The following is a 20,497-nucleotide window of genomic DNA, read 5'->3' as shown; positions in this document are numbered from 1 at the left end:
GACCCCCGAGAACCCGCAGTCAGCGACGGCAGGAGACAGCGCCGTGTGGACCCCCATCGCCGAAGAGGCCGCGCGCGCGACTCGCGTGCTGCACCCCGACAGCCTTCAGCTCCCCCGCCCGACCCGTCGCCGCGTCTTCACGGTGGCGAACCAGAAGGGCGGCGTGGGCAAGACGACCAGCACGGTGAACCTCGCCGGCGCGCTCGCCATCGCCGGGCTCAAGGTCCTCGTGATCGACCTCGACCCGCAGGGCAACGCCAGCACGGCGCTGTCGGTCGAGCACCGCTCCGGCACGCCGTCGGTGTACGAGGTGCTGATCGGTGAGTGCTCGGTCGCCGAGGCCGCTCAGATCAGTCCCACCTCCCCCAACCTCTACTGCGTCCCGGCGACGATCGACCTCGCCGGCGCGGAGATCGAGCTCGTCTCGATGGTGGCGCGCGAGTCGCGGCTGAAGGAGGCGCTGAGCGCCGAGTCGCTCAACGAGCTCCAGCCGGACTACGTGTTCATCGACTGCCCGCCGTCGCTGGGTCTGCTCACGGTCAACGCGATGGTCGCCGCGCAGGAGGTGCTCATCCCGATCCAGTGCGAGTACTACGCGCTGGAGGGGTTGGGTCAGCTCCTGCGGAACATCGAGCTCGTCCAGGCGCACCTGAACCCCAACCTGAACGTCTCGACGATCCTGCTGACGATGTACGACGGCCGCACCAAGCTCGCCGACCAGGTGACCAGCGAGGTGCGCGGCCACTTCGGCGACACGGTGCTGCGCACGGTCATCCCCCGCAGCGTGAAGGTCTCCGAGGCGCCGGGGTTCGGGCAGACGGTGCTCACCTACGATCCCGGCTCACGGGGCGCGATGAGCTACCTGGATGCGGCACGCGAGATCGCCGAGTTCGGCGCGAAGATGGGGACGGCATGACGGAACAGCGCAAGGGCGGCCTCGGACGCGGGCTCGCTGCCCTCATCCCGAGCGGTCCGCCACCGGGGTCCGGTCCGGTGCGGCCCGCGTCGAACGGCCACTCCCCTGCGCGCTCCGGTGGCGTCACCACGGCCACCGCGGCCGGTGGTGAGGTCGCGGGCGCGGTGTACCGGGAAGTTCCGGTCACCTCGATCCGGACCAACAGCAAGCAGCCGCGTCAGGTCTTCGACGAGGACGCGATCCGCGAGCTGGAGCACTCGATCCGCGAGTTCGGCCTCATGCAGCCGATCGTGGTGCGTGAGCTGACGGCCGACACCTACGAGCTGGTGATGGGTGAGCGCCGCTGGCGCGCGACCCAGCAGGCCGGGCTCCAGACGATCCCGGCGATCGTCCGGCAGACCGCCGACGACGCCATGCTGCGGGACGCGCTGCTGGAGAACATCCACCGCGTCCAGCTGAACCCGCTCGAAGAGGCGGCGGCGTACCAGCAGCTGTTGCAGGAGTTCGCGGTGACGCACGAGGAGCTGGCGGACCGCATCGGTCGCAGCCGGCCGGTCGTCACGAACACCATCCGCCTGCTCAAGCTCCCCCTCCCCGTGCAGCGGCGGGTGGCGGCCGGTGTGCTGTCCGCCGGTCACGCCAGGGCGCTGCTCGGTCTGGAGGACCCCGGCGCTCAGGAGGAGCTGGCGACGAAGATCGTCGCCGAGGGCATGTCGGTCCGCGCGACCGAGGAAGCGGTGACGGTGGCGAAGGGCGCCGCCCCGCCGAAGGCGAAGCCCGCCGCGCGCAAGCCGATGCACGCCCCCGGTCTCCAGGAACTCGCCGAGCGGCTGTCGGACAGCTTCGACACGCGCGTGAAGGTGGAACTGGGGCAGCGGAAGGGCCGGATCGTGGTCGAGTTCGGCTCGGTGGACGATCTGGAGCGGATCATCACGCTCATGTCGCCGGAAGCGACAAATCGGACACGTGCTGCCGACTAGCCGCCCTACCGGGGTGCTTATGTCACGGTGACGATGACCCCTCGTGTCGAGACCGACACGAGGGGTCATCGCTGTCAGCGGGTGACCGCGCGCTCGATCAGAGCGGCGTAGATCTCGCCGAGCGACTCCCCGGCCGCCTCGGCGGCCATCGGCAGCAACGAGGTCTCGGTCAGTCCCGGGGAGACCGTCACCTCCAGGAAGTGCACGGTGCCGTCGGCGGCGATGATCGCGTCGGTGCGGGACACGTCCCGCAGCCCGAGCAGCCGGTGCGCCTCCACCGCCAGCTCCCCCACCGCCTTCGCCGCCGAGGCGTCGAGCCGGGCCGGGGTGTGGAAGTCGGTGAGCCCGGCGGTGTAGCGGGCCGTGTAGTCGTACACACCGCTCTCCGGCACGATCTCGACCGCGGGGAGTGCGCGGGGGCCGTCGGGCCCGTCCACGACGGACACGGCCACCTCGACGCCCTCCACGTACTTCTCCGCGAGGACGGCCTCGCCGTAGGCCAGGCACCCGACCATCGCCGCCGGCAGCTGCCCCGCGTCGCGCACGACCTGAGCGCCCAGCGCCGACCCGCCCTGGTCCGGCTTCAGCATCAGCGGCAGCCCGAGCGTGTCGACCATCGCGTCCAGCACCGGCTGCGCGCCCAGCTCCCGGAACGTCGCGTGCGGCAGGACGACCCACTCCGGCGTCGTCAGGCCCGCGCGGACCAGCTCGGCCTTCGCGGTCGGCTTGTCCCACGCCCGGCGGCACGCCCGCGAGTCCGTGCCCACGTACGGCACGCCGAACATCTCCAGGACCGTCTGCACCGAGCCGTTCTCGCCCTCACCGCCGTGCAGGGCGACCACCACCGCGTCGGGCCGGTGGTCCCGCAACCGGCCGACCAGGTTGCTGTCCGCGTCCCACTCCTCGACGGTCAGGCCGACCGACCGCAGAGCGGCCGACAACCGCCGCCCGGATCGCAGTGACACCTCGCGTTCGTGGGACAGCCCACCCGACAGGACCGCGACCCAACGCTCCGACACGACTCGCTCCTCGATCACGAGAGAGCCACCCTGACCGGCCGCGCCGGCCGGGTGGCCCTCGACGAACTGACTGACCCGTCAGGCGGTGTCCGGTGACGGTCCCTGAGGTCCGGACACCGCACGACCCGACGTCGGCCCGAAGGTGAGGTGCAGCTGCATCTCGTCCTCCAGCACGTGTGCGAGGCGGCGGACGCCCTCGCGGATGCGTTCCGGCGTGGGGTAGCAGTAGGAGAGGCGCATCTGCCGGCTGCCCAGGCCGTCCGCGTAGAAGCCGGTGCCCGACGCGTAGGCCACCCGCTGGGTGACCGCGCGCGGCAGCATGGCCTTCGTGTCGATGCCCTCCGGGACGGTCAGCCACACGTAGAACCCGCCGTCCGGCTTCGTCCACGTCACGCCGTCGGGCATGTGCTGCTCCAGCGCGGAGATCATCGCGTCGCGACGGTCCCGGTACGCCTCGCGGTAGGTCTTGATCTGGCCCTTCCAGTCCTGCGTCGCCAGGTAGCGAGACACCACCATCTGGTTCAGGGTGGGCGGGCACAGCGTCGCCGACTCGGCGGCCAGCACCAGCTTCTCCCGCACGGCGTGCGGGGCCAGCGCCCAGCCGACCCGCAGACCGGCGGCGAACGTCTTGGAGAACGACCCCAGGTACACCACGTTGTCCGGGTCGGACGCGCGCAGCGCCGGGTAGATCTGCCCGTCGAAGCCGAGCAGCCCGTACGGGTTGTCCTCGACCACCAGGACGCCGTGCCGGGCGCAGATCTCCAGCACCTCGGCGCGCCGGGACACCGCGAGGGTCACGCCGGCCGGGTTGTGGAAGTTCGGGATCGTGTAGAGGAACTTCACCCGCTTGCCCGTGCGCTCCACGGCGGCGAGCGCCTCGCGCAGCGCCTGCGGGACCAGCCCGTCCGCGTCCATCGCGACGTGCACGACCTGAGCCTGGTAGGCGGCGAACGAGCCGAGCGCGCCCACGTACGACGGGCCCTCGGCCAGCACCACGTCACCGGGGTCGCAGAAGATCCGGGTCACCATGTCGAGCGCCATCTGCGAGCCGACGGTCACGACCACGTCGTCCGGGTGGGCCCTGATGCCCTCCAGCGCCATGATGTCGCAGATCTGCTCGCGCAGTTCCGGCACGCCGTGCGCGGAGCCGTACTGGAGCGCCACGAGACCCTCGGTGGCCACCAGGTCGCCGATCTCGGCCGCCAGGGAGTCCATCGGCAGCGCGGCGAGGTGGGGCATGCCACCGGCGAGCGACACGACCTCCGGCCTGCTCGCCACCGCGAAGAGCGCCCGGATCTCCGATGCCGTCATCCCCGCGGTGCGTGCTGCGTAGCGCCGCAGATGGGGGTCGAGGCTTCTGGCGCCCTGCTTGGCGGGCTGTCCGGGTGCGTTCATCGGGCACTCCGAGAGGCTGGGGTCCGGCTGTCACCGGCTGGTCTTCCCGGGTGAGTGTAACCGTCGTCCCGTTCGGGGCATCCGGCTTCCGGGGACCGGCACATCGGCCTATCCTCGAAGAGGTCCCTGCGTGTGGAGTGGAGGTCGGGTGTCTCGACGCGTTGTGGGCGTCACGCTGGACAACCTGGAACACCTCTCGAAACACGGTAGGACCTGCGTGTACTGGGAGCTGGCTCCGCACCTCAAGGCGCAGGCCGAGGAGTACGGGGACACCGAGTTCGAGAAGGAGGCCTGGGTCTCCAGCGTGCTGCTGGAGTGGGGCTCCTGCGGTCGCATCGTCTACTGCGACGGCATCCCGGCCGGGTCGGTGTTCTTCGCCCCGCCCGCCGCCGTGCCCCGCTCGCTGGCCTTCCCCACCTCGCCGCCCAGCGCCGACGCGGTCCTCATGACCTCGCTGGAGGTGCTGCCGGAGTTCCGCGGCGGTGGTCTCGGGCGCATGCTCGTGCAGGCCGTCGCGAAGGACCTGACCAGGCGCGGTGTGAAGGCGATCGAGGCGTTCGGCGACGCCCTGCCCGACGAGGACTCCCCCGGCTGCGTGACGCCGGCCGCGTTCCTCCAGCAGGTCGGCTTCAAGACCGTGCGGCCCCACCCCCGCTGGCCCAGGCTCCGCCTGGAGCTGCGCAGCGCGATCTCGTGGAAGGAAGACGTCGAGGCGGCGCTGGAGCGGCTGTTCAACACGGTGACGGTGACGACAGCCGAACCGAGCCTCCGCCCCGCCTGACCCCGCCAGCGCGAGAGGGCCCCTCCAGCACCGCTGGAGGGGCCCTCTCGCGCATCTGCCTAGTTCTTGGCCAGCTCGTGCCGCAGCAGGTCGGCCAGCGTGAACGTGCCGGTCGGCTGGTCGTCCTTGCCCAGCAGGTACAGGCGCTTCACCGCGACCAGGACGCCCTCGGCCACGACGTCGCGGAACCCGGGGTCGGCGAGCCGGGCCCGGTCCTCGGCGTTGGTCAGGTAACCGACCTCCACGCGCACGGCCGTGCACCGGGTCAGGGTCAGGATCTCCCACGACTTCGGGTGCGTGCGGCAGTCGCGCATCCCGGTGCGGACGGCGATCTCGCGCTGGATGAACCCGGCCAGCGCCTCGCCCACCGTGGAGCTGGTGCCGTTGCCGCTGCCGAAGTGGAACGTCGCGACGCCCTGCGCCTCCGGGGAGGAGTTCGCGTCGGTGTGCAGCGACAGGATCAGGTCGGCGCCCGCCTCGTTGGCGAACTTCGCGCGCGACGCCTCGTCCGGGTTGTTGTCCGGACCGCGGGTGAGCAGGGCCTCCATGCCGGTGGCGGCCATCTTGCCCTCCAACCGGCGGGCCAGGTCCAGCATCAGATCGGCCTCGGACAGGCCGTCGACGACGGCGCCGCGGTCAGCACCGCCGTGACCGGGGTCGATGATGATCCGCTTGCCCTTGAGCCGCGGACCGGAGGACCGGACCAGCTCCTGCTCGCGCAGGAACACCGGACGCCCTCCGCGCACCTTCGGCTGGAGCTGACGCAGCGCGCGGACCGTGTCGGGACCGCACATGCCGTCCACGATCAGGCCGTAGTCCCGCTGGAAGCTGCGCAGCGCCTGCTCGGTCTGCTGGCCGAACACGCCGTTGGCGCGCCCGGCGTCGTAGCCGAGTTCCAGCAGGCGCTCCTGGAGGGTCAGCACGTCGTCACCGGTGACGGGCTGAGCTATGAGGAACGCCAGTGGACGGTCGCCCAGGCGGAACGTGGCGTCGCGCAGCGCACGGTAGGTGGCCGGACCCACGATCCCGTCCGTGATCAGGCCACGCTGCTGTTGAAAGGCTCGCACTGCGTGCTCGACGGTCGGGTCGAACACGGGCGATGCGTGGGGGTCGCCCGGCGGCAGAAGACCGATCCTGGTCAGCGTCGCCCTGATGTCGGCGACATCAGGACCGACATCCCCGCGGCGGAGTAGCGGCATGCACCCCTCGCTCGACTAGGCGCCGGCAGCAGCCGACGCGGAACTTGACGCCTCATTGTGCCTTGCCCCGCCGGGTGTTCCCGCCAGGGCCACTCAGTGTGGCAGTGCGAGCACGCAGGCGAAAATCGCTGCTCCGAACGGACCTGGCCCGTCCGTCTGAGCAGACGGACGGGCCAGGCCGCGTGGTACACCCGCACGGGTGACACGGGGTCGATCAGGCGAGGACCTCGGAGAGGTCGTTGAGCAGCGCGGCCTTGGGCTTGGCGCCGACGATCTGCTTCACCGGGCGGCCACCCTGGAACAGGATCAGCGTGGGCACGGACATGATCTGGTAGTCGCGGGCGATCGACGGGTTGGCGTCGATGTCGACCTTGGCGACGGTGATCTTCTCGGCGTGCTCGGCGGCGATCTCCTCCAGCACGGGAGCGACCATCTTGCAGGGGCCGCACCAGGTCGCCCAGAAGTCGACCAGAACGGGCTTCTCGCTGGTCAGAACCTCGTCGGCGAAGGACTTGTCGGTGACGTGCACGGTGGTGCCGGCCATGTTCTCTCCTTGGTGAGGTGTGCCGCGCTGGACCGAGCGGCACGGTGTCGGGACGGTGGGGGATCAGCTGGTGCGAACGGCCGTGCCGTACCCGCCGCCGACGGCCTCGGAGGCCACCTCGGCGTGGGCCTCGCCGTGCTCGGCGAGCCAGCGCTCGGCGTCGATCGCCGCGGAGCACCCGGAGCCGGACGCGGTGATCGCCTGGCGGTAGGTCTTGTCGACCAGGTCGCCGGCCGCGAAGACGCCGTCCAGGTTCGTGTGCGTCGTGGGGTGCTGCACCCGCACGTAACCGGCCTCGTCGACGTCGACCTGGCCGCGGACCAGCGCGCTGCGCGGGTCGTGGCCGATGGCCATGAAGACGCCGGTGAACGGCAGCTCCGACGTCTCACCCGTGCGGGTGTCGGTGACCTGCACACCGGTCACGGTCTTGTCGCCCACCACGCCGGTGACCCTGGTGTTGAGCTGCCACCTGATCTTGTCGTTGGCGCGGGCGCGCTCCAGCATGATCCGCGAAGCGCGGAACTCCTCGCTGCGGTGGACGATCGTCACCGACTTCGCGAAGCGGGTGAGGAACGTGGCCTCCTCCATCGCGGAGTCGCCACCGCCGACGACGGCGATGTCGTGGTCGCGGAAGAAGAAGCCGTCGCACGTCGCGCACGCCGACACCCCGCGCCCGAGCAGCTCCTGCTCACCGGGCACGTTCAGGTAGCGGGCCGCGGCGCCCATCGCGAGGATCACGGCGCGCGCGGAGTACGTGACACCGTTCGCGGTGACCCGCTTGACCGGGCCCGTCAGGTCGACGGACTCGACGTCCTCCGAGCGCAGTTCCGCGCCGAAGCGCTTGGACTGCTCCCGCATCTGCTCCATGAGCTCCGGGCCCATGACGCCCTCGCGGAAGCCGGGATAGTTCTCGACCTCCGTGGTGGTCATGAGGGCGCCGCCGTACTGCGTGCCCTCGAACACCAGGGGCTGGAGCTGGGCCCGCGCGGCGTACACCGCGGCGGTGTACCCGGCCGGCCCTGATCCGATGATGATCAGGTTCCGCACGTCCGACACCCTCGACCTCCAACACGTCGCGTCGCACGTCCCGGACGTCCGGGACGCGCACTTGCCTCAACGCGATGGTATGCGGCCGAAATTCCGCGACGACCGGGTGAGGTCCGCTACGAGGTGGGCGCGGTCGACGACTCGCCGCCGGTGCTGCTGTCGGCCAGCAGCCCCTCCGGCTTGCCCGGACCGCACGTGTTCGGGTCCAGGACCACGAACCGGAACCTCTGGAGCCCCTCCGGGAGGATCGCCATGACCGCGGAATCACCGTCCAGCGTCACCGGGCTCACCCCGACGGGGTCGAGGTTGCCGGTGATCCCGGCCCCCTCCAGGCAACCGGCCAGGGTGGTCTGGTTCTCCAGCGGCCCGAAGTTGCGCAGGCCGAAGACCTCGCCGTACGCCTCGCCCAGCGCGTCCGACCGCACGGCCAGCGGCGGCGCGTCGCTCGCTCCGGGCGGCTGCTGCGCCGCCGGTGGCGAGCTGTCGCCCCCGCCGCCCGGCAGGGCGACCACGACGACGCCCACCGCCGCGGCAGCGGCGGCGAGCAGTCCCGCGCCCCAGCCGAGGCGCTTGGCGCGGCGCTGCCTGGCCGCGTCGATGCTCACGACGGGTGCGATCGCAGCGGCCTGCTCGGCCGGAGCGGCCTGCTCCGCGCGCTGCTTCGCGGCCTCCTCGGCGAGCGCGGCGTCGATCCTCGCGGCCACGTCGTCCGGCATGATCAGCGGCGGCAGCGCGGACAGGTCCGCGAGCGTCGCGTCGAGTGCCGCCAGGACCTCCAGCGCCTCGGGGTCGGACTCGACGCGGGGCCGCAGCTCGGCCTCGGTCTCGGGGTCCAGGACACCGGCGTGCAGATCCGCGAGGAGGTCGACCGACCACGGCGGCCCGATCGGCGCGTCCGAGCGCCTCTCACTGCCGTTCATCGTTCCTCCCACTGACGTTGCTGTTGCACATCCACACCGTCGACTGGGACGTTCGCACGTGCACCCTGGTTCCGGAGGTGCCCCAGAACTTTGGCCAGCTTGGCCCTGCCACGTGCGCAGCGGCTCTTCACCGTGCCCTCCGCGATGCCGAGCATCCTGGCCGTCTCGGCCACCGAATAGCCCTCGACGTCGACCAGGACGATCGGCGCCCGCTGGTCCTCGGAGAGCTGCGCGAGGGCCTCCTGGACGACCAGGCTCGTCTCCCGCTCGGACATCGCGTCGCGCGGCGAGACCGGCTCGCCGGGGCCGGCTTCGGGCAGCGGCACGGTCGGCCGGGATTGTCGGCGCCGCATCCGGTCGAGGCAGGCGTTCACCACGATCCGGTGGAGCCAGGTCGTGACCTGGGCCTCCGCGCGGAACGACCCGGCGGCCCGGAAGGCCGAGATGAACGCCTCCTGGAGCGCGTCAGCGGCCTCGTCGGGGTCGCGCAGGGTGCGGAGCGCGACCGCCCACATCCGGTCCCTGTGCCGTTTGACCAGCTCCGAGAACGCGTGGGGGTCACCGGCGGCGTGCGCCGCTATGAGGTCGGCGTCCGAGCTGGCTGCGGCGGTCACGGGGGGAGGATATCGGGAGTGATCAGTCACACGACGCCCACCCCGAACGCCCGGCTCGCGGTGCTACCCGGCGCGGGTGTACACCAGTTCGGCTATCTCCGTCTGGTTGCCCTGGCCGGCCTTCGCCAGTGTCGTGATCCACACCAGGACGTGCTGAGCGGGCTCGTGGTCCCCGAGCTGGATCTGGGTCTGCCCGGCCGACAGGTCGGCCGACGTCAGCACCGTGGTCTCCTCCAGCGGCGCGCTCTCGCTGGGGGCGGTGCGGATCTCCACCTTCGTCCCGGCGCTGGGCGAGGTGATGGTGACCGACGCGAGCTTCACGGGCTCGGCGAAGGACGCCATGAGGCCGATGCCCGGCTTGAGCGAGGGGAAGGGCTGGAGGTAGTCGTCGGTCTGCCACGCGGTGCCCGCGTCGCTGTCGGCGGCGCGGCTGCCGCGGTTGGCGTTGTCGGGCTGGTTGGTGACGTCGTAGACGCCGACCGAGGCGGGCTGCACGGGACCGGCGGGTTCCGCGCGGGTCGGCGCGGCGTCGCCGTCGACGCCCTGCGACCCGGACTGCTCGATGACCACGGTCGGGCCACCGCCGGAGGGGCCCTCGTCGCTGAAGAAGCTGACGATCTGCACGCCGAGCCACGCGATGACGGCGAGGGTGGCCGCGGCGAGGACCGCGACGCTGAGGACGAGCTTGCGCTTGTGCTCGCGCCCGCGCTGCGGCCGCTGGGTGGTCCACACGGCGCGGTCGTCGTCCGAGCCGTCGGCCGTGTCCTCCAGGACGCCGCTCTGGGACTCCTCGCCGGCGATCTGCTCCAGCACCTGGAGGATCGCGGCGCTGGTGCGGATGCCGCCGACGCTGGTGTCCTCCAGGCTGCGCACGGCCACCGACGACAGCTCGTGCGGCACGCGGGGCTGGAGGACGTTGGGCGCGATCACCGTGCCGTCGGGGCCGGTGGGGGCCGCCGGGACCGCGCTGGGACCGCCCGGCAGCGCCCAGCGGCCGGTGAGCAGCAGGTACAGCACGGCGCCGAGACCCCGGACGTCGTCGCGGGCGACGGCCTCCGGCCGGGGGCCGGGGAACGCGAGCCGCAGCTTGCCGTCGGGGGTGACCCTGATCCGCTGCGGGTGGTCGGCGCCCAGGACGAGACCGGCGTGGTGCGCGCCCTCGATGGCCGCGCCGAGCGGCGCGAGCAGCCTGGTGGCGGTGCCCGCGGGCAGCGGGCCCTCCGCGAGGAGGTCGACGAGGTCGGTGCCGGGCGTCCAGTCGGCGACGATGATGCCGAGGATGCCCTCGCCGGGCTTGATGCCGGTGCCGGGCGTCAGCACGTCGATCACCCTGGCCACGCCGGGGTGGGTGAAGCTCGACGCGTGCATGGCGCGCTCGACCGTGCGCCGCGCGCGTCCGGCGGCCTGGAGGTCGGGCAGGTCGCCCACCAGCACGGTGAGCGCCACGTCGCGGTTGAGCTGCCCGTCGCGACCGCGCCAGAGCTGCGCGGCGCACCGGTCGTCGGTGCCCGAGTACGCGAGCAGCCGGTACCTGCCGTCCCCGATGACGCCGCCAGGCACGAGCGAGGCGTTGTTGGCGCCGGGGTTCCCACCCAGCTTCGGCCCGCTACTCACGCGACTCTCCCCCGTCCGCGATGCCCCCCACTGATTCCGGGTGTGCCGCGCCCGAGAGTACGGGACGTGCACCCGGTGCAGCGGTCAGCGACGCCGTACCAGTCGAATGATCTTGTCAACGGCGGGCTTCATCTCCGGAACGCGGAACAGGGCGAGCAGCCCGAAGCTCAGCGGCAGCCCGACGACGGTCAGCAGCACGGCCTCGACCCACGCCGACACGACCGGGTGCTCCACGCCGGAGACGGCGAGGACGCCCCTGCTCACGCCGTAGGCGACGGCGAGACCGACCGCGGACGCGACGACGGTGAGACACACCGTCCACAGCGTGTACCCGGTGCGCAGCCGTCCCAACCGCACCCGCAGCCACACCTGGCCCACGACGCAGCCGACGACGAAGCTCAGCGACATCGCGATGGACACGCCGACCGCGAGCTTGTCGGGCGGGGAGACGGCCAGGAACGTGTAGAGCAGCACGACGCGGACCGCGACGATGATCGCCTGGATCAGGGTCGGCGTCCTGGCGTCCTTCATCGCGTAGAACACGCGGAGCTGGAGCAGCGTGATCGCGTAGGGCACGAGGCCGAACGCCGACAGCGCGAGCGCCGTGCCGATCGCGCTGCCGCCCTCGACGCCGGACCGGCCCCAGGCGAACCCGGCGATGCCGATGGACACGCCACCGATGGTCATGAGGGCGCTGAACGGCATCAGCAGGATCGCCGACATGCGGTTGCCGAACGACAGGTCGCCGACCAGGGCGTCGGTGTCGTTCGCCGCCGCCGCGCGGCTCATCTTCGGCATCAGCGCGGTCAGCAGGGACACGCCCAGCACGCCGTAGGGCACCTGCGCGATCAGCCACTGGTAGTTGTAGGCGACGAGCGCGCCCGCGTTCTCGGTGGCGACCCTGGTCAGCACGACCATGCTGGCGAAGCCGAGACCGACGTAGAGCAGCACCCAGAACGCGAGGTCGCCGAACTCGGCGAGCCGGCGGTCCCAGCCCCAGCGCCAGCGGAACCGGAAGCCGGTCCTGCGCAGCGCGGGCACCAGGACCAGCGCCTGCACGGCCACGCCGAGCATCGTGCCGAGGCCCAGGACGAGCAGCTTCGCGTCGCCCATGCGAACCGGGTCGAGGGAGATCTCACCGGGCACGACCGTGTAGACCACCAGCGTGACGATCACCACGACGTTGTTCATCACCGGCGCCCAGGTGGGCAGGCCGAAGACGTTGCGCGTGTTGAGCACGGCGCCGATGAGCGCGGTGAGCCCGTAGAAGACGATGCCCGGCAGCACCAGGTAGGCGAACGCCGTGACCAGCGCCGGGTTCGCGTCGGGCGAGTCGGAGATGAACAGGTCGGTCAGCAGGGGGGCGCACGCGATGGCGATCAGCGTGCCGATGCCCAGCAGCACGGCCGACATCGTGATCATCCACTGCGCGTAGGACTCGCCGCGGTCGCCGTCCTCCTTCTCGGCGCGGACCAGCAGCGGGATCGCCACGCTGGTCAGCACGCCGCCGAGGAGCAGCTCGTTGATCATCGTCGGCAGCGTCGTCGCCACCTGGTAGGAGTCGTTGAGGACGTCCTGGCCGATGACGCCGATCAGCAGCACCTTCGACAGCAGGCCCGAGACCCGGCTGACGACGGTGGCGATCGCCATCGATCCGCTGGCCCTGGCCACGGACGGCGCTGCCTGCACCGTCGGCTGGTCCACCTGCTGCTCGGTCACCGCTCGCGTTCCGCTCAACTCGTACTCGACTTCTCTGCCGCGGCGTCGCCGGAGATCGTCGGCGCCTGCTCGTTCTGCCCGGCGAGGACCGCGGGGTCCACGTCGGTCGCCGCACCGGGCGCGCGCGACGCCCTGATCCGCCGGAAGATGCGCCGTGCGGACAGCAGGACGAGCGCGATGGCACCCGTTGCGGTGATGACGACCGTGATCGTGCCGTACGCCGCCGAGGACACCTCAACGCGGGCGTTCTCGCCCAGCGGCACCCCGGACTCGGTCATCAGCTGCACGTCGACGCTGAACCGGCCGGATCGCAGCAGCTCGACGGGCACCTGCACCAGTCGCTGAGCGTTGCCGGGGATCACCTGCGGGGCGTACGCCTCCGGGCGAACTCCTGGTGTGTCGTCCAGCACAACGCGCACGGTCACCTGGAGGTCGAGCCTGTTGACGATGTTGATCGGCACGGGGCTGTCGCCGGAGCCGAGCAGGATCGGGCTGTTCGGCTCGGTGGCCGTGACCTGGCCCTGGAGCTCGCCGATCTCGCCGAGGGCGATGTCCACCGCGTCGCGCGCCGCCGCCTCGTCGCCGCGCCACGCGCTGGAGGAGGCCCGCAGCACCGAGAGCTTCAGCGGGTCGATCAGGTCGGACGGCTTCGCGCGGTCGCTGTCCTCCTGCGCCATCGCGCCCTGCAACCCGCCGAGCACGGCGTCGGCGCCGGCGATCTGCGAGACGATCGCCTCCGGCAGCTCCTCGGCGCTGGTCTCCACGGGGTAGCTGACCTCGGCGGTCTGCTCCGGCGCCTCGCCGCCCACCAGCGACTGGAGCGCGGCGGGAGCGGCGAACTGGTTGTCGAAGAGCTTGCGCAACGTCGTGAGCAGCTCGTTCATCTCGCCCAGCGGCGCGTTCCAGCGGCGCGGCGGCGCGATCACGACGTGCTGCCCGCCGTCGGCGAACCCGGCGCGGAAGACCATCGCGGCCAGCGCGTTCTGCACCGACACCGGCTTCGCCTCGGAGGGGGTGCTCACACCGCCGATGGTCTGCGTCTGCTCGCTGCCGTTGACGAGGGCCGCGGACACCATGGAGTCGATCCGGACGGCCGTGACGCCGTCGGTGCCCGCGATCGCCACCGGACCGGTGCCGGGCGCCTGGCTCAGGCCGGACTGGTCGAGCACGAGCGACGTCACGCCCTGCTCGGCGAGGTCGTCCAGGGTCTGCTGGTCGAGCACGCCCCCCTCGGGCCACACCACGTTCTCCAGCGGCTGGACGCCGTCGAGGACGTCCTCCACGACGGACGACGAGGCGTCGGTGAGCGTGCTGCGGACGGCGAGGTCCTCCAGCCCGGTGAGCCCGGCGCGGGACAGCGCCACCAGGTCGGCGTCGGCGTAGGGCAGGGCGAGCACGCAGCGGCCGTTGGAGAGCTGCCGCAGCTGGTCCAGCCACAGCGTCGCCTCGTCGCGGCCCGCGCCCTCGCCCAGCCCCCGCACCTGGTAGCCCTCGCTCATGGCGTCCACGGTCCGCAGCAGGTCGGGGTCCACGGCCAGGCACAGGGACGACGCCATCGGGGTGCTGTCGCGCACGGCCGCCTCGTAGGACTGGAGCAGTCCGTAGAGCCGCCCGCCCAGCGACAGCGACCCGGCCAGCTCGTCGTCGGTGAGCACGGTCCGGCCCTCCGCGTCCGTGCCGACCAGACGCGGCTCGTCGGCCAGCGGCCACAGCACGGTGGTGCGCGCCGGGTCGGCGGGCTTCGCCCTGCTCTCACCGCCGGGGACGGACAGCACGGGCAGCAGCGTGCTCAGCGCCGCCAGCCGCGCGCGGCCACCGTTGTCCGGCGTGCCGTTGACGTTGGCCAGCACCGGGTAGATGCCCGGCGAGTCGATCTCCAGCGACGAGCGCTCACCACCGCGCAGCGGCACCGTCAGCGAGAAGTCCCGGCTCTGGCCGGGCTCCAGCAGGTCGGCGACCGGGGTGAAGCGCGGCTGCTTCAGCTCGGCCGACGCGGGTTCGCGCAGCGCGGCGCGCAGGCTCTCCTCGCTGGTCAGCGCGTCGCCGCGCTCCAGCCGGAGGTCGATGTCGGTGATCCTGCGGTCGCCGATGTTGACGATCTTGCCGCTGATCGTCACGTCGCCCTCGCCGGTGACGACGCGGGGGGTGAGCTGCTCCACGTCCAGCCGCAGCCACTGGGGGGCCTGCGACTGTCCTGGTTGGGCGGACACCTGGCGCGTCGACCACAGCTGGGTCGCCGGCGCGGGTTTGATCGGGACGCGCCCGCCCTCGCCCGGCGCTGCGAGCGCGGGCGAGGTGGTCACCCCCGAGGTCAGGAGAAATCCAGCCGCCGCGAACGCGGCGAGCAGCCGCTTCACGCCGACTCCGCTCCGTCCGCGTCGTACTGGGCGAGCAGTTCGGCGGCTCGGCGGACCAGACGGCGCTCGTCGGCGTAGGCCAGTCGCGCGTCCAGTTCGCCAAGGGGCACCCACGCCACCTCGGTGACCTCCACGTCCTCGTCGGAAAGCTCTCCGCCCAGCGCTTCCAGGATGAAGTGGTGGACGGTCTTGTGCACCCGCCGGTCCTCGGCGACGAACCAGTAGTCGATGGACCCGAGCGGGCGAAGCACCCTGCTATGAATACCGGTCTCCTCGGCGACCTCGCGCACCGCGGTCTGCGCGGAGGTCTCACCCTCCTCGATGTGTCCCTTCGGGAGGGACCACAGCAGCCGGCCGCGCCGGTCCAGGCGACCGATGACAGCAGCATTCCGGTGAGCGGCGTCGAGCACCAGCCCACCGGCGGAGGTTTCGTCCACGGTCTTCAGCCGACGACCCCGGCGCCGGTTCCGGCGCCCCGGCTTGGTACCGCCGGAACGACCGGACGACTGGGGCATGGCACCGATGGTAGTGGCGCGGCGGAGACGCGGTCGGTCACCCGTCCGGCGCGGAGGGTCACGAGCGGGTGCTGCCGATACTGTGATGCCCCGTGTCCAGACCCACCGCTGACGACGACCTCGCCCGCACGGCCCACGAGGCCGTCGTCGAGGTGCTGCGCTCCACCCCGGTCGCCGACGAGCTCGCCGCTCGTTTCGGCGCGGCCGGTCACCGCCTCTACCTGGTCGGGGGCAGCGTCCGCGATGCGGTGCTCGGGCGCGGCGGCAACGATCTCGACTTCACCACCGACGCCCGTCCGCCGCAGGTGCAGAAGCTGCTCTCCGGCTGGGCCGACGCCGTCTGGGACACCGGCATCGCGTTCGGCACGGTCGGCGCGACCAGGCACGGCGTCACCGTGGAGATCACCACGTTCCGGGCCGACTCCTACGACGGCGTCACCCGCAACCCCGAGGTGACGTTCGGCGACACCGTCGAGGGCGATCTGCTCCGCCGCGACTTCACCGTCAACGCGATGGCGTTCGAACTGGTGGAGCGGGTGTTCGTGGACCCGACCGGCGGAGCGCGGGCGCTGGCGGACGGCGTGCTCGACACCCCGGCCACCCCGCACGAGTCGTTCTCCGACGACCCGCTGCGGATGCTGCGCGCCGCCCGCTTCGTGTCCCAGCTCGGGTTCACCCCCGCGCCGCGGGTGGTCGAGGCGATGAGCTCGATGGCCGACCAGCTCGACCGGATCACGCCCGAGCGCGTGCAGGTCGAGCTGTCGAAGCTGCTGTGCGGCGCGCACCCGCGGGCCGGCGTCGAGCTGGTGGTCGAGACGGGGCTCGCCGACCGGGTGCTCCCCGAGCTGCCCGCGATGAAGCTGGAGATCGACGAGCACCACCAGCACAAGGACGTCTACAGCCACTCGCTGGTCGTGCTGGAGCAGGCGATCGACCTGGAGGACGAGGAGCGGTCCCCCGACCTGGTGCTGCGCCTGGCCGCGCTGCTGCACGACATCGGCAAGCCGGACACGCGCCGCTTCGAGGCCGGTGGCGGCGTCTCGTTCCACCACCACGAGGTCGTCGGCGCCAAGATGGTGCGCAAGCGTTTGCGCGCACTGCGCTACTCCAAGGAGATCGTCGAGGACGTGGCCCGTCTCGTCTACCTCCACCTGCGGTTCCACGGCTACGGCAACGGCGAGTGGACCGACTCGGCGGTCCGCCGCTACGTCACGGACGCCGAGCACCTGCTGACCCGGCTGCACAAGCTCGTGCGCGCCGACTGCACCACCCGCAACCGGCGCAAGGCCAGCGCGCTCCAGCGCACCTACGACGAGCTGGAGGCGCGGATCGACCGTCTCGCCGCCGAGGAGGACCTCAAGCGCGTCCGCCCCGACCTGGACGGCAACGAGATCATGCGACTGCTCGGCGTGCCACCGGGTCCGCAGGTCGGCCGGGCGTGGACGTTCCTCAAGGAGCTGCGTCTGGACCGGGGACCGCTCGACCACGACGAGGCGGTGGCCGAACTCCTCGCCTGGGCCCGTGAGCAGGGCGTCGCACCGCCGGGGGCGTGACGGGCGGACCGTTTCCTCACTCTTCGTGTCGACCTGGAATGCTCGCTGTTAGCGAAGTGACAGCGAGTTGCGGAATGATGACGGTGCGCACCGAGCACCGTGCTCGTGCGCTGGGGGGTGATCACGATGAACGGGCGTCACGTCTCGCCTGGTCGCACAACCTCTGGGCTCGATCTGCTGTCCGAGCAGCAGCGTGCCGTGCTGCGCTGCCTCGCCCGCGGACTCGCGGACCACGAGATCGCGCCCGTGCTCGCCGTGAGTCAGCAGCACGTCGCCGGGGTCGTCGGGGAGATCCTCGACGCGCTCGGCCTGAAGGACCGCATGGCCGCAGTCGTCTACGCCCACGAGGCCGGGATGCTGCGCCTGCCCCTGCCGAGGTGAACCGGGTTCGTGAGCGGTCGCGGCCGGCCGCGACCGCTCACGCGCTCCGGCGGAGCAGCAGCAGGTGGGCCGCGAGACCCGCGAGGTAGACGAGGGCCGCCACCACGATCAGTCCCGGCGCGCGCCCGTCCAGCGGGGCGACGGCGGCCGCGGTGGAGATGGCGACGACCTGCGCCACGTTGAACAGGGTGTCGTAGAGGGCGAAGACCCGGCCCCTGACCTCGTCGCCGATGTCGCTCTGCACCGCCGCGTCCACGCACAGCTTCACGACCTGCCCGGCGAACGTCAGCAGGAACGCCGCCCCGAGGATCGTCGGCAGCAGCATCGGCAGACCCAGTCCGAGCTGGGCGACCGCCGCCAGCAGCAGCGCGGACACGATCGTCCGCCGCGTGCCGAGCAGGAGGACCACCCGGTCGGTGATCAGACCGGCGAGCAGGATGCCAGCGCCACCGGCGACGGCAACCTCGCCCAGCCCGGCCAGCCCCGCCTTGAACGGGCCGACGTCCTCCAGGCTGTAGCGCATCAGCAGCAGGGTGACCAGCAGCGACGCCCCGAACCCGATCCGGTGCGCCAGCAGCGCGGCCAGCGACGCCGTCACGCTGGGCGTGCGCCACGCGGCCCGCGCCCCGTCCAGCAGCCCCAGGGCCACGGCGACGAACGTGCGGCTCGGCTCGTCGACCTCGTCCGGCCCGAGGAACCCGCGGGCGAAGCGCGCCGCCACCGCGGCGGCCACCAGGGAGCCGACGACCGCGACGCTCGTCGTGAGCGCCGACCCGCCGTCACCGGCCCCGAGCACCTCGCGCAGCGCGACCGCCGAACCCGCGCCCACCACGGCCGTCAGCGCGCCCGCCGTCGTGGCCAGCGCGTTCGCCTCGACGAGGTTCTCCCTCGGCACGACGTGCGGCAGCGACGCCGACAGCCCGGAGCCGACGAACCGGCTGATCCCGGTGACCAGCAGCGCGGAGACGTAGAGGGCGGCCCCGTCCAGTCCCGCTGCCACGGCACCGGCCGTGAGCAGCACGAACACCGCGCGGACGAGGTTGGCGACCACCAGCACGCGGCGGCGGTCCCACCGGTCGAGCAGGGCGCCGGCGAACGGGCCGACCAGCGAGTACGGCAGCAGCAGCACCGCGAAACCGGCCGCGATGGAGGCGGGGTCGGCGTGCCGCTCCGGGTTGAACAGGACCGCTCCGGCCAGACCGGCCTGGAAGAGGCCGTCGCCCCACTGGGCGGCGAGCCTGCTGGCCAGGAGCCTGCGGAGTCCCGGCGTGGCGAGCAGACGACGCGTCCCTCGGTGCGGTGCCGGTTGCACCGCGGTCGTCCCGGCCGTGTTCACGTCGAGGAGCCTACGTATCCGGGGCGAAAACCACGGAAGCCGGACCCTCGCGGGTCCGGCTTCCACAGATCAGACGCCCGGTCGCCTCTCGGCGATGAGCACGACGCGGCTCCAGCCGAACGGTATTCCGCGAAGGCGTTGAGATAGGGCCCGGGGGACTCGATAGCGCCTGACACCGGGTACAACGAGCGACCCCCCTCCCGTGTTCCCGTCCAGCTGTGACCCGCGTCGCCCCGGACTTCCCCGCCACGCACCCGGCCGCGCGGTGCGATCATCGGACCGTGCCACACGATGCCGAGGTAGAGCCGGGGACGCTGCTCGTCGCCGCGCCGGGGCTGATCGACTCGAACTTCCGCCGGACCGTCGTCTACGTGATCGACCACCGCGGCGAGGGCACCCTCGGTGTCGTGCTCAACCGGCCGAGCGAGGTCGCGGTGCACGACGTGCTGCCGGGGTGGGGGCCGCACGTGACCAGGCCGCAGGCGATCTACATCGGCGGTCCGGTGGAGCAGAAGACGGCGCTGTGCCTGGCCGCCCTGCGCGCGGGCGAGGACCTGCGGGAGCTGGAGGGCGTGGTCGGCGTGCACGGTCCCGTGGCGCTGGTGGACCTGGACGGCGACCCGGACCACCTGGTGCCGAGGGTGCGGGGCCTGCGCGTCTTCGCGGGCTACGCGGGCTGGGGCCACGGCCAGCTGGCCAGGGAGGTGGACCGGGGCGACTGGATCGTGGTGCCCGGCCTGCCCGACGACGTCCTGACGGCCCCTGGGGTGGACCTCTGGGGCGCGGTCCTGCGCAGGCAGGGGATGCCCCTGGCGCTCCTGGCCACCCAGCCGGAAGACGTGCGCACGAACTGAGGGTGCGCAGAGCACCCTCACGCGAGTCGCCCGCTCGGGGTGGGCGTCGGGGTGCGGGTGGGTCAGCTCGACCTGGTCAGGACCGGGCTGCACCCCGCCCCGGCGCACGCACACGACGCGCAGCCCTTCGGGGGCTCGGGCATGGCCGCCGCCGCGCGGTGGCCCAGGACCCCGCCCGCTCCGGCGATCACCAGCACGCCCACCCCGCTGAGCAGGGCGGCCACGACGACCGGGGCGGTGGACGGCAGGGCGGCGGCGGCGACGGCGCCGATCACGCCGACCGCGCCGGCGACGAGGTTGGGCACCCCGGCGACCTTGTTGCCCAGCGCGAACGCCTCGTCGTCGCGCAGGGTCGCGGCCGTGCGCACGCCCACGGCCCGGTTGCGCGGCAGCTTGCCCCGCAGGCTCAGGTAGCCGATCACGGCGAGGGACAGCCCGGCGAGGCCGAGCGCCACCAGCAGCACGATCCGCAGGGCGAGCGGAGCGGCGTTCACGTCCGAGGCAGCGAGGTTCACCGTTCGAGAGTAGGTCCGCGCCCTCCCGGCGTGCTCGGCCACCCCGCTCAGGTGTGCCCCGCGCCACGGTCCCGCCCCTGACCAGGTCGGTTCGGAGGGCGGTCGACACGCGCGGTACCGTTGTAGCCATGAGCACGGCGCGCCTGCTCCTTACGCCGCCGCGCTGACCACGACCAGGTCCGCGCGGCAACCCCTCACGCCCATCCGTGGCTGGGGGGTTTTGTCGTTGTGAGGGCGG

General features: G+C 72.2%; 19 protein-coding genes. 6 read left to right on the top strand and 13 right to left on the bottom strand.

Annotated features, from left to right (window positions below; genetic code table 11):
- Window positions 1-43: 43 nt before the first annotated feature.
- Both IMZ35_RS09430 and IMZ35_RS09425 read left to right on the top strand, forming a co-directional pair.
- Window positions 44-916, top strand: coding sequence for a ParA family protein (locus IMZ35_RS09430; RefSeq protein WP_307867886.1), 873 nt, complete (start codon window positions 44-46; stop codon window positions 914-916).
- A complete protein-coding gene (locus IMZ35_RS09425) occupies window positions 913-1,896 on the top strand; it encodes a ParB/RepB/Spo0J family partition protein (RefSeq protein WP_199440598.1) in 984 nt (327 codons plus the stop codon). Before IMZ35_RS09430 ends, IMZ35_RS09425 begins: the two co-directional genes overlap by 4 nt.
- Window positions 1,897-1,970: 74 nt before the next feature.
- Here the strand turns inward: IMZ35_RS09425 and IMZ35_RS09420 are convergent, their stop codons facing one another.
- Complete coding sequence (locus IMZ35_RS09420; protein WP_199440597.1) at window positions 1,971-2,915, bottom strand: D-alanine--D-alanine ligase family protein; 945 nt, start codon at window positions 2,913-2,915, stop codon at window positions 1,971-1,973.
- Between the two features lie 78 nt (window positions 2,916-2,993).
- Window positions 2,994-4,310: an aminotransferase-like domain-containing protein gene (locus IMZ35_RS09415; protein WP_199440596.1), complete on the bottom strand. Its 1,317-nt coding sequence runs from the start codon at window positions 4,308-4,310 to the stop codon at window positions 2,994-2,996.
- Between the two features lie 148 nt (window positions 4,311-4,458).
- Between IMZ35_RS09415 and IMZ35_RS09410 the strand changes: the two genes are divergently transcribed.
- Window positions 4,459-5,091 carry a GNAT family N-acetyltransferase gene (locus IMZ35_RS09410; protein WP_199440595.1) on the top strand — a complete coding sequence of 211 codons (633 nt, stop codon included), beginning with the start codon at window positions 4,459-4,461 and terminating at the stop codon, window positions 5,089-5,091.
- A gap of 59 nt (window positions 5,092-5,150) precedes the next feature.
- On the opposite strand, the gene IMZ35_RS09405 is transcribed toward IMZ35_RS09410, so the two are convergent.
- From IMZ35_RS09405 to IMZ35_RS09365, 9 genes are all read right to left on the bottom strand, one after another.
- Complete coding sequence (locus tag IMZ35_RS09405; RefSeq protein ID WP_199440594.1) at window positions 5,151-6,290, bottom strand: N-acetylmuramoyl-L-alanine amidase; 1,140 nt, start codon at window positions 6,288-6,290, stop codon at window positions 5,151-5,153.
- Window positions 6,291-6,504: 214 nt separating this feature from the next.
- Window positions 6,505-6,834, bottom strand: coding sequence for a thioredoxin (trxA, locus tag IMZ35_RS09400; RefSeq protein ID WP_199440593.1), 330 nt, complete (start codon window positions 6,832-6,834; stop codon window positions 6,505-6,507).
- Window positions 6,835-6,897: 63 nt separating this feature from the next.
- On the bottom strand, window positions 6,898-7,890 hold the full coding sequence (gene trxB / locus IMZ35_RS09395) for a thioredoxin-disulfide reductase (protein WP_199440592.1): 993 nt from the start codon (window positions 7,888-7,890) through the stop codon (window positions 6,898-6,900).
- A gap of 107 nt (window positions 7,891-7,997) precedes the next feature.
- Window positions 7,998-8,801, bottom strand: coding sequence for an RsmA family anti-sigma factor (locus IMZ35_RS09390; RefSeq protein ID WP_199440591.1), 804 nt, complete (start codon window positions 8,799-8,801; stop codon window positions 7,998-8,000).
- Window positions 8,798-9,415, bottom strand: coding sequence for an RNA polymerase sigma factor SigM (sigM, locus tag IMZ35_RS09385; protein WP_199440590.1), 618 nt, complete (start codon window positions 9,413-9,415; stop codon window positions 8,798-8,800). The genes IMZ35_RS09390 and sigM overlap by 4 nt, the downstream gene beginning before the upstream one ends.
- A 63-nt stretch (window positions 9,416-9,478) precedes the next feature.
- Complete coding sequence (locus IMZ35_RS09380) at window positions 9,479-11,029, bottom strand: protein kinase family protein (RefSeq protein ID WP_307867885.1); 1,551 nt, start codon at window positions 11,027-11,029, stop codon at window positions 9,479-9,481.
- 84 nt (window positions 11,030-11,113) lie between these two features.
- Window positions 11,114-12,748, bottom strand: a complete 1,635-nt coding sequence (gene murJ, locus IMZ35_RS09375; RefSeq protein ID WP_307867884.1) for a murein biosynthesis integral membrane protein MurJ — start codon at window positions 12,746-12,748, stop codon at window positions 11,114-11,116.
- 14 nt (window positions 12,749-12,762) lie between these two features.
- Entirely contained in the window at window positions 12,763-15,105 is a 2,343-nt protein-coding gene (locus IMZ35_RS09370; protein WP_199440589.1) for a DUF6049 family protein, read from the bottom strand.
- Complete coding sequence (locus IMZ35_RS09365; RefSeq protein WP_199440588.1) at window positions 15,102-15,620, bottom strand: NUDIX hydrolase; 519 nt, start codon at window positions 15,618-15,620, stop codon at window positions 15,102-15,104. The genes IMZ35_RS09370 and IMZ35_RS09365 overlap by 4 nt, the downstream gene beginning before the upstream one ends.
- Window positions 15,621-15,712: 92 nt before the next feature.
- Here IMZ35_RS09365 and IMZ35_RS09360 point away from each other — a divergent pair, with 92 nt between their 5' ends.
- Both IMZ35_RS09360 and IMZ35_RS09355 read left to right on the top strand, forming a co-directional pair.
- Window positions 15,713-17,173 (top strand): CCA tRNA nucleotidyltransferase, encoded by a 1,461-nt coding sequence (locus tag IMZ35_RS09360; protein ID WP_199440587.1) that lies wholly within the window; start codon window positions 15,713-15,715, stop codon window positions 17,171-17,173.
- 126 nt (window positions 17,174-17,299) lie between these two features.
- On the top strand, window positions 17,300-17,554 hold the full coding sequence (locus tag IMZ35_RS09355; protein WP_267877089.1) for a response regulator transcription factor: 255 nt from the start codon (window positions 17,300-17,302) through the stop codon (window positions 17,552-17,554).
- A gap of 37 nt (window positions 17,555-17,591) precedes the next feature.
- Here IMZ35_RS09355 and IMZ35_RS09350 read toward each other — a convergent pair whose 3' ends face one another.
- Window positions 17,592-18,890, bottom strand: a complete 1,299-nt coding sequence (locus IMZ35_RS09350) for an MFS transporter (protein WP_307867883.1) — start codon at window positions 18,888-18,890, stop codon at window positions 17,592-17,594.
- A gap of 281 nt (window positions 18,891-19,171) precedes the next feature.
- Between IMZ35_RS09350 and IMZ35_RS09345 the strand changes: the two genes are divergently transcribed.
- Complete coding sequence (locus IMZ35_RS09345) at window positions 19,172-19,744, top strand: YqgE/AlgH family protein (protein WP_199440585.1); 573 nt, start codon at window positions 19,172-19,174, stop codon at window positions 19,742-19,744.
- A gap of 62 nt (window positions 19,745-19,806) precedes the next feature.
- Here the strand turns inward: IMZ35_RS09345 and IMZ35_RS09340 are convergent, their stop codons facing one another.
- The gene (locus IMZ35_RS09340) at window positions 19,807-20,259 is read right to left on the bottom strand and encodes an SdpI family protein (RefSeq protein WP_307867882.1); all 453 of its coding nucleotides are present in this window, start codon (window positions 20,257-20,259) and stop codon (window positions 19,807-19,809) included.
- Window positions 20,260-20,497: the final 238 nt, after the last annotated feature.

Source organism: Umezawaea beigongshangensis, assembly GCF_016464305.1.
Lineage (GTDB): Bacteria > Actinomycetota > Actinomycetes > Mycobacteriales > Pseudonocardiaceae > Umezawaea_A > Umezawaea_A beigongshangensis.
Note: the sequence above shows the minus strand (reverse complement) of the source record. Positions and strands in the feature narration are given on the sequence as shown.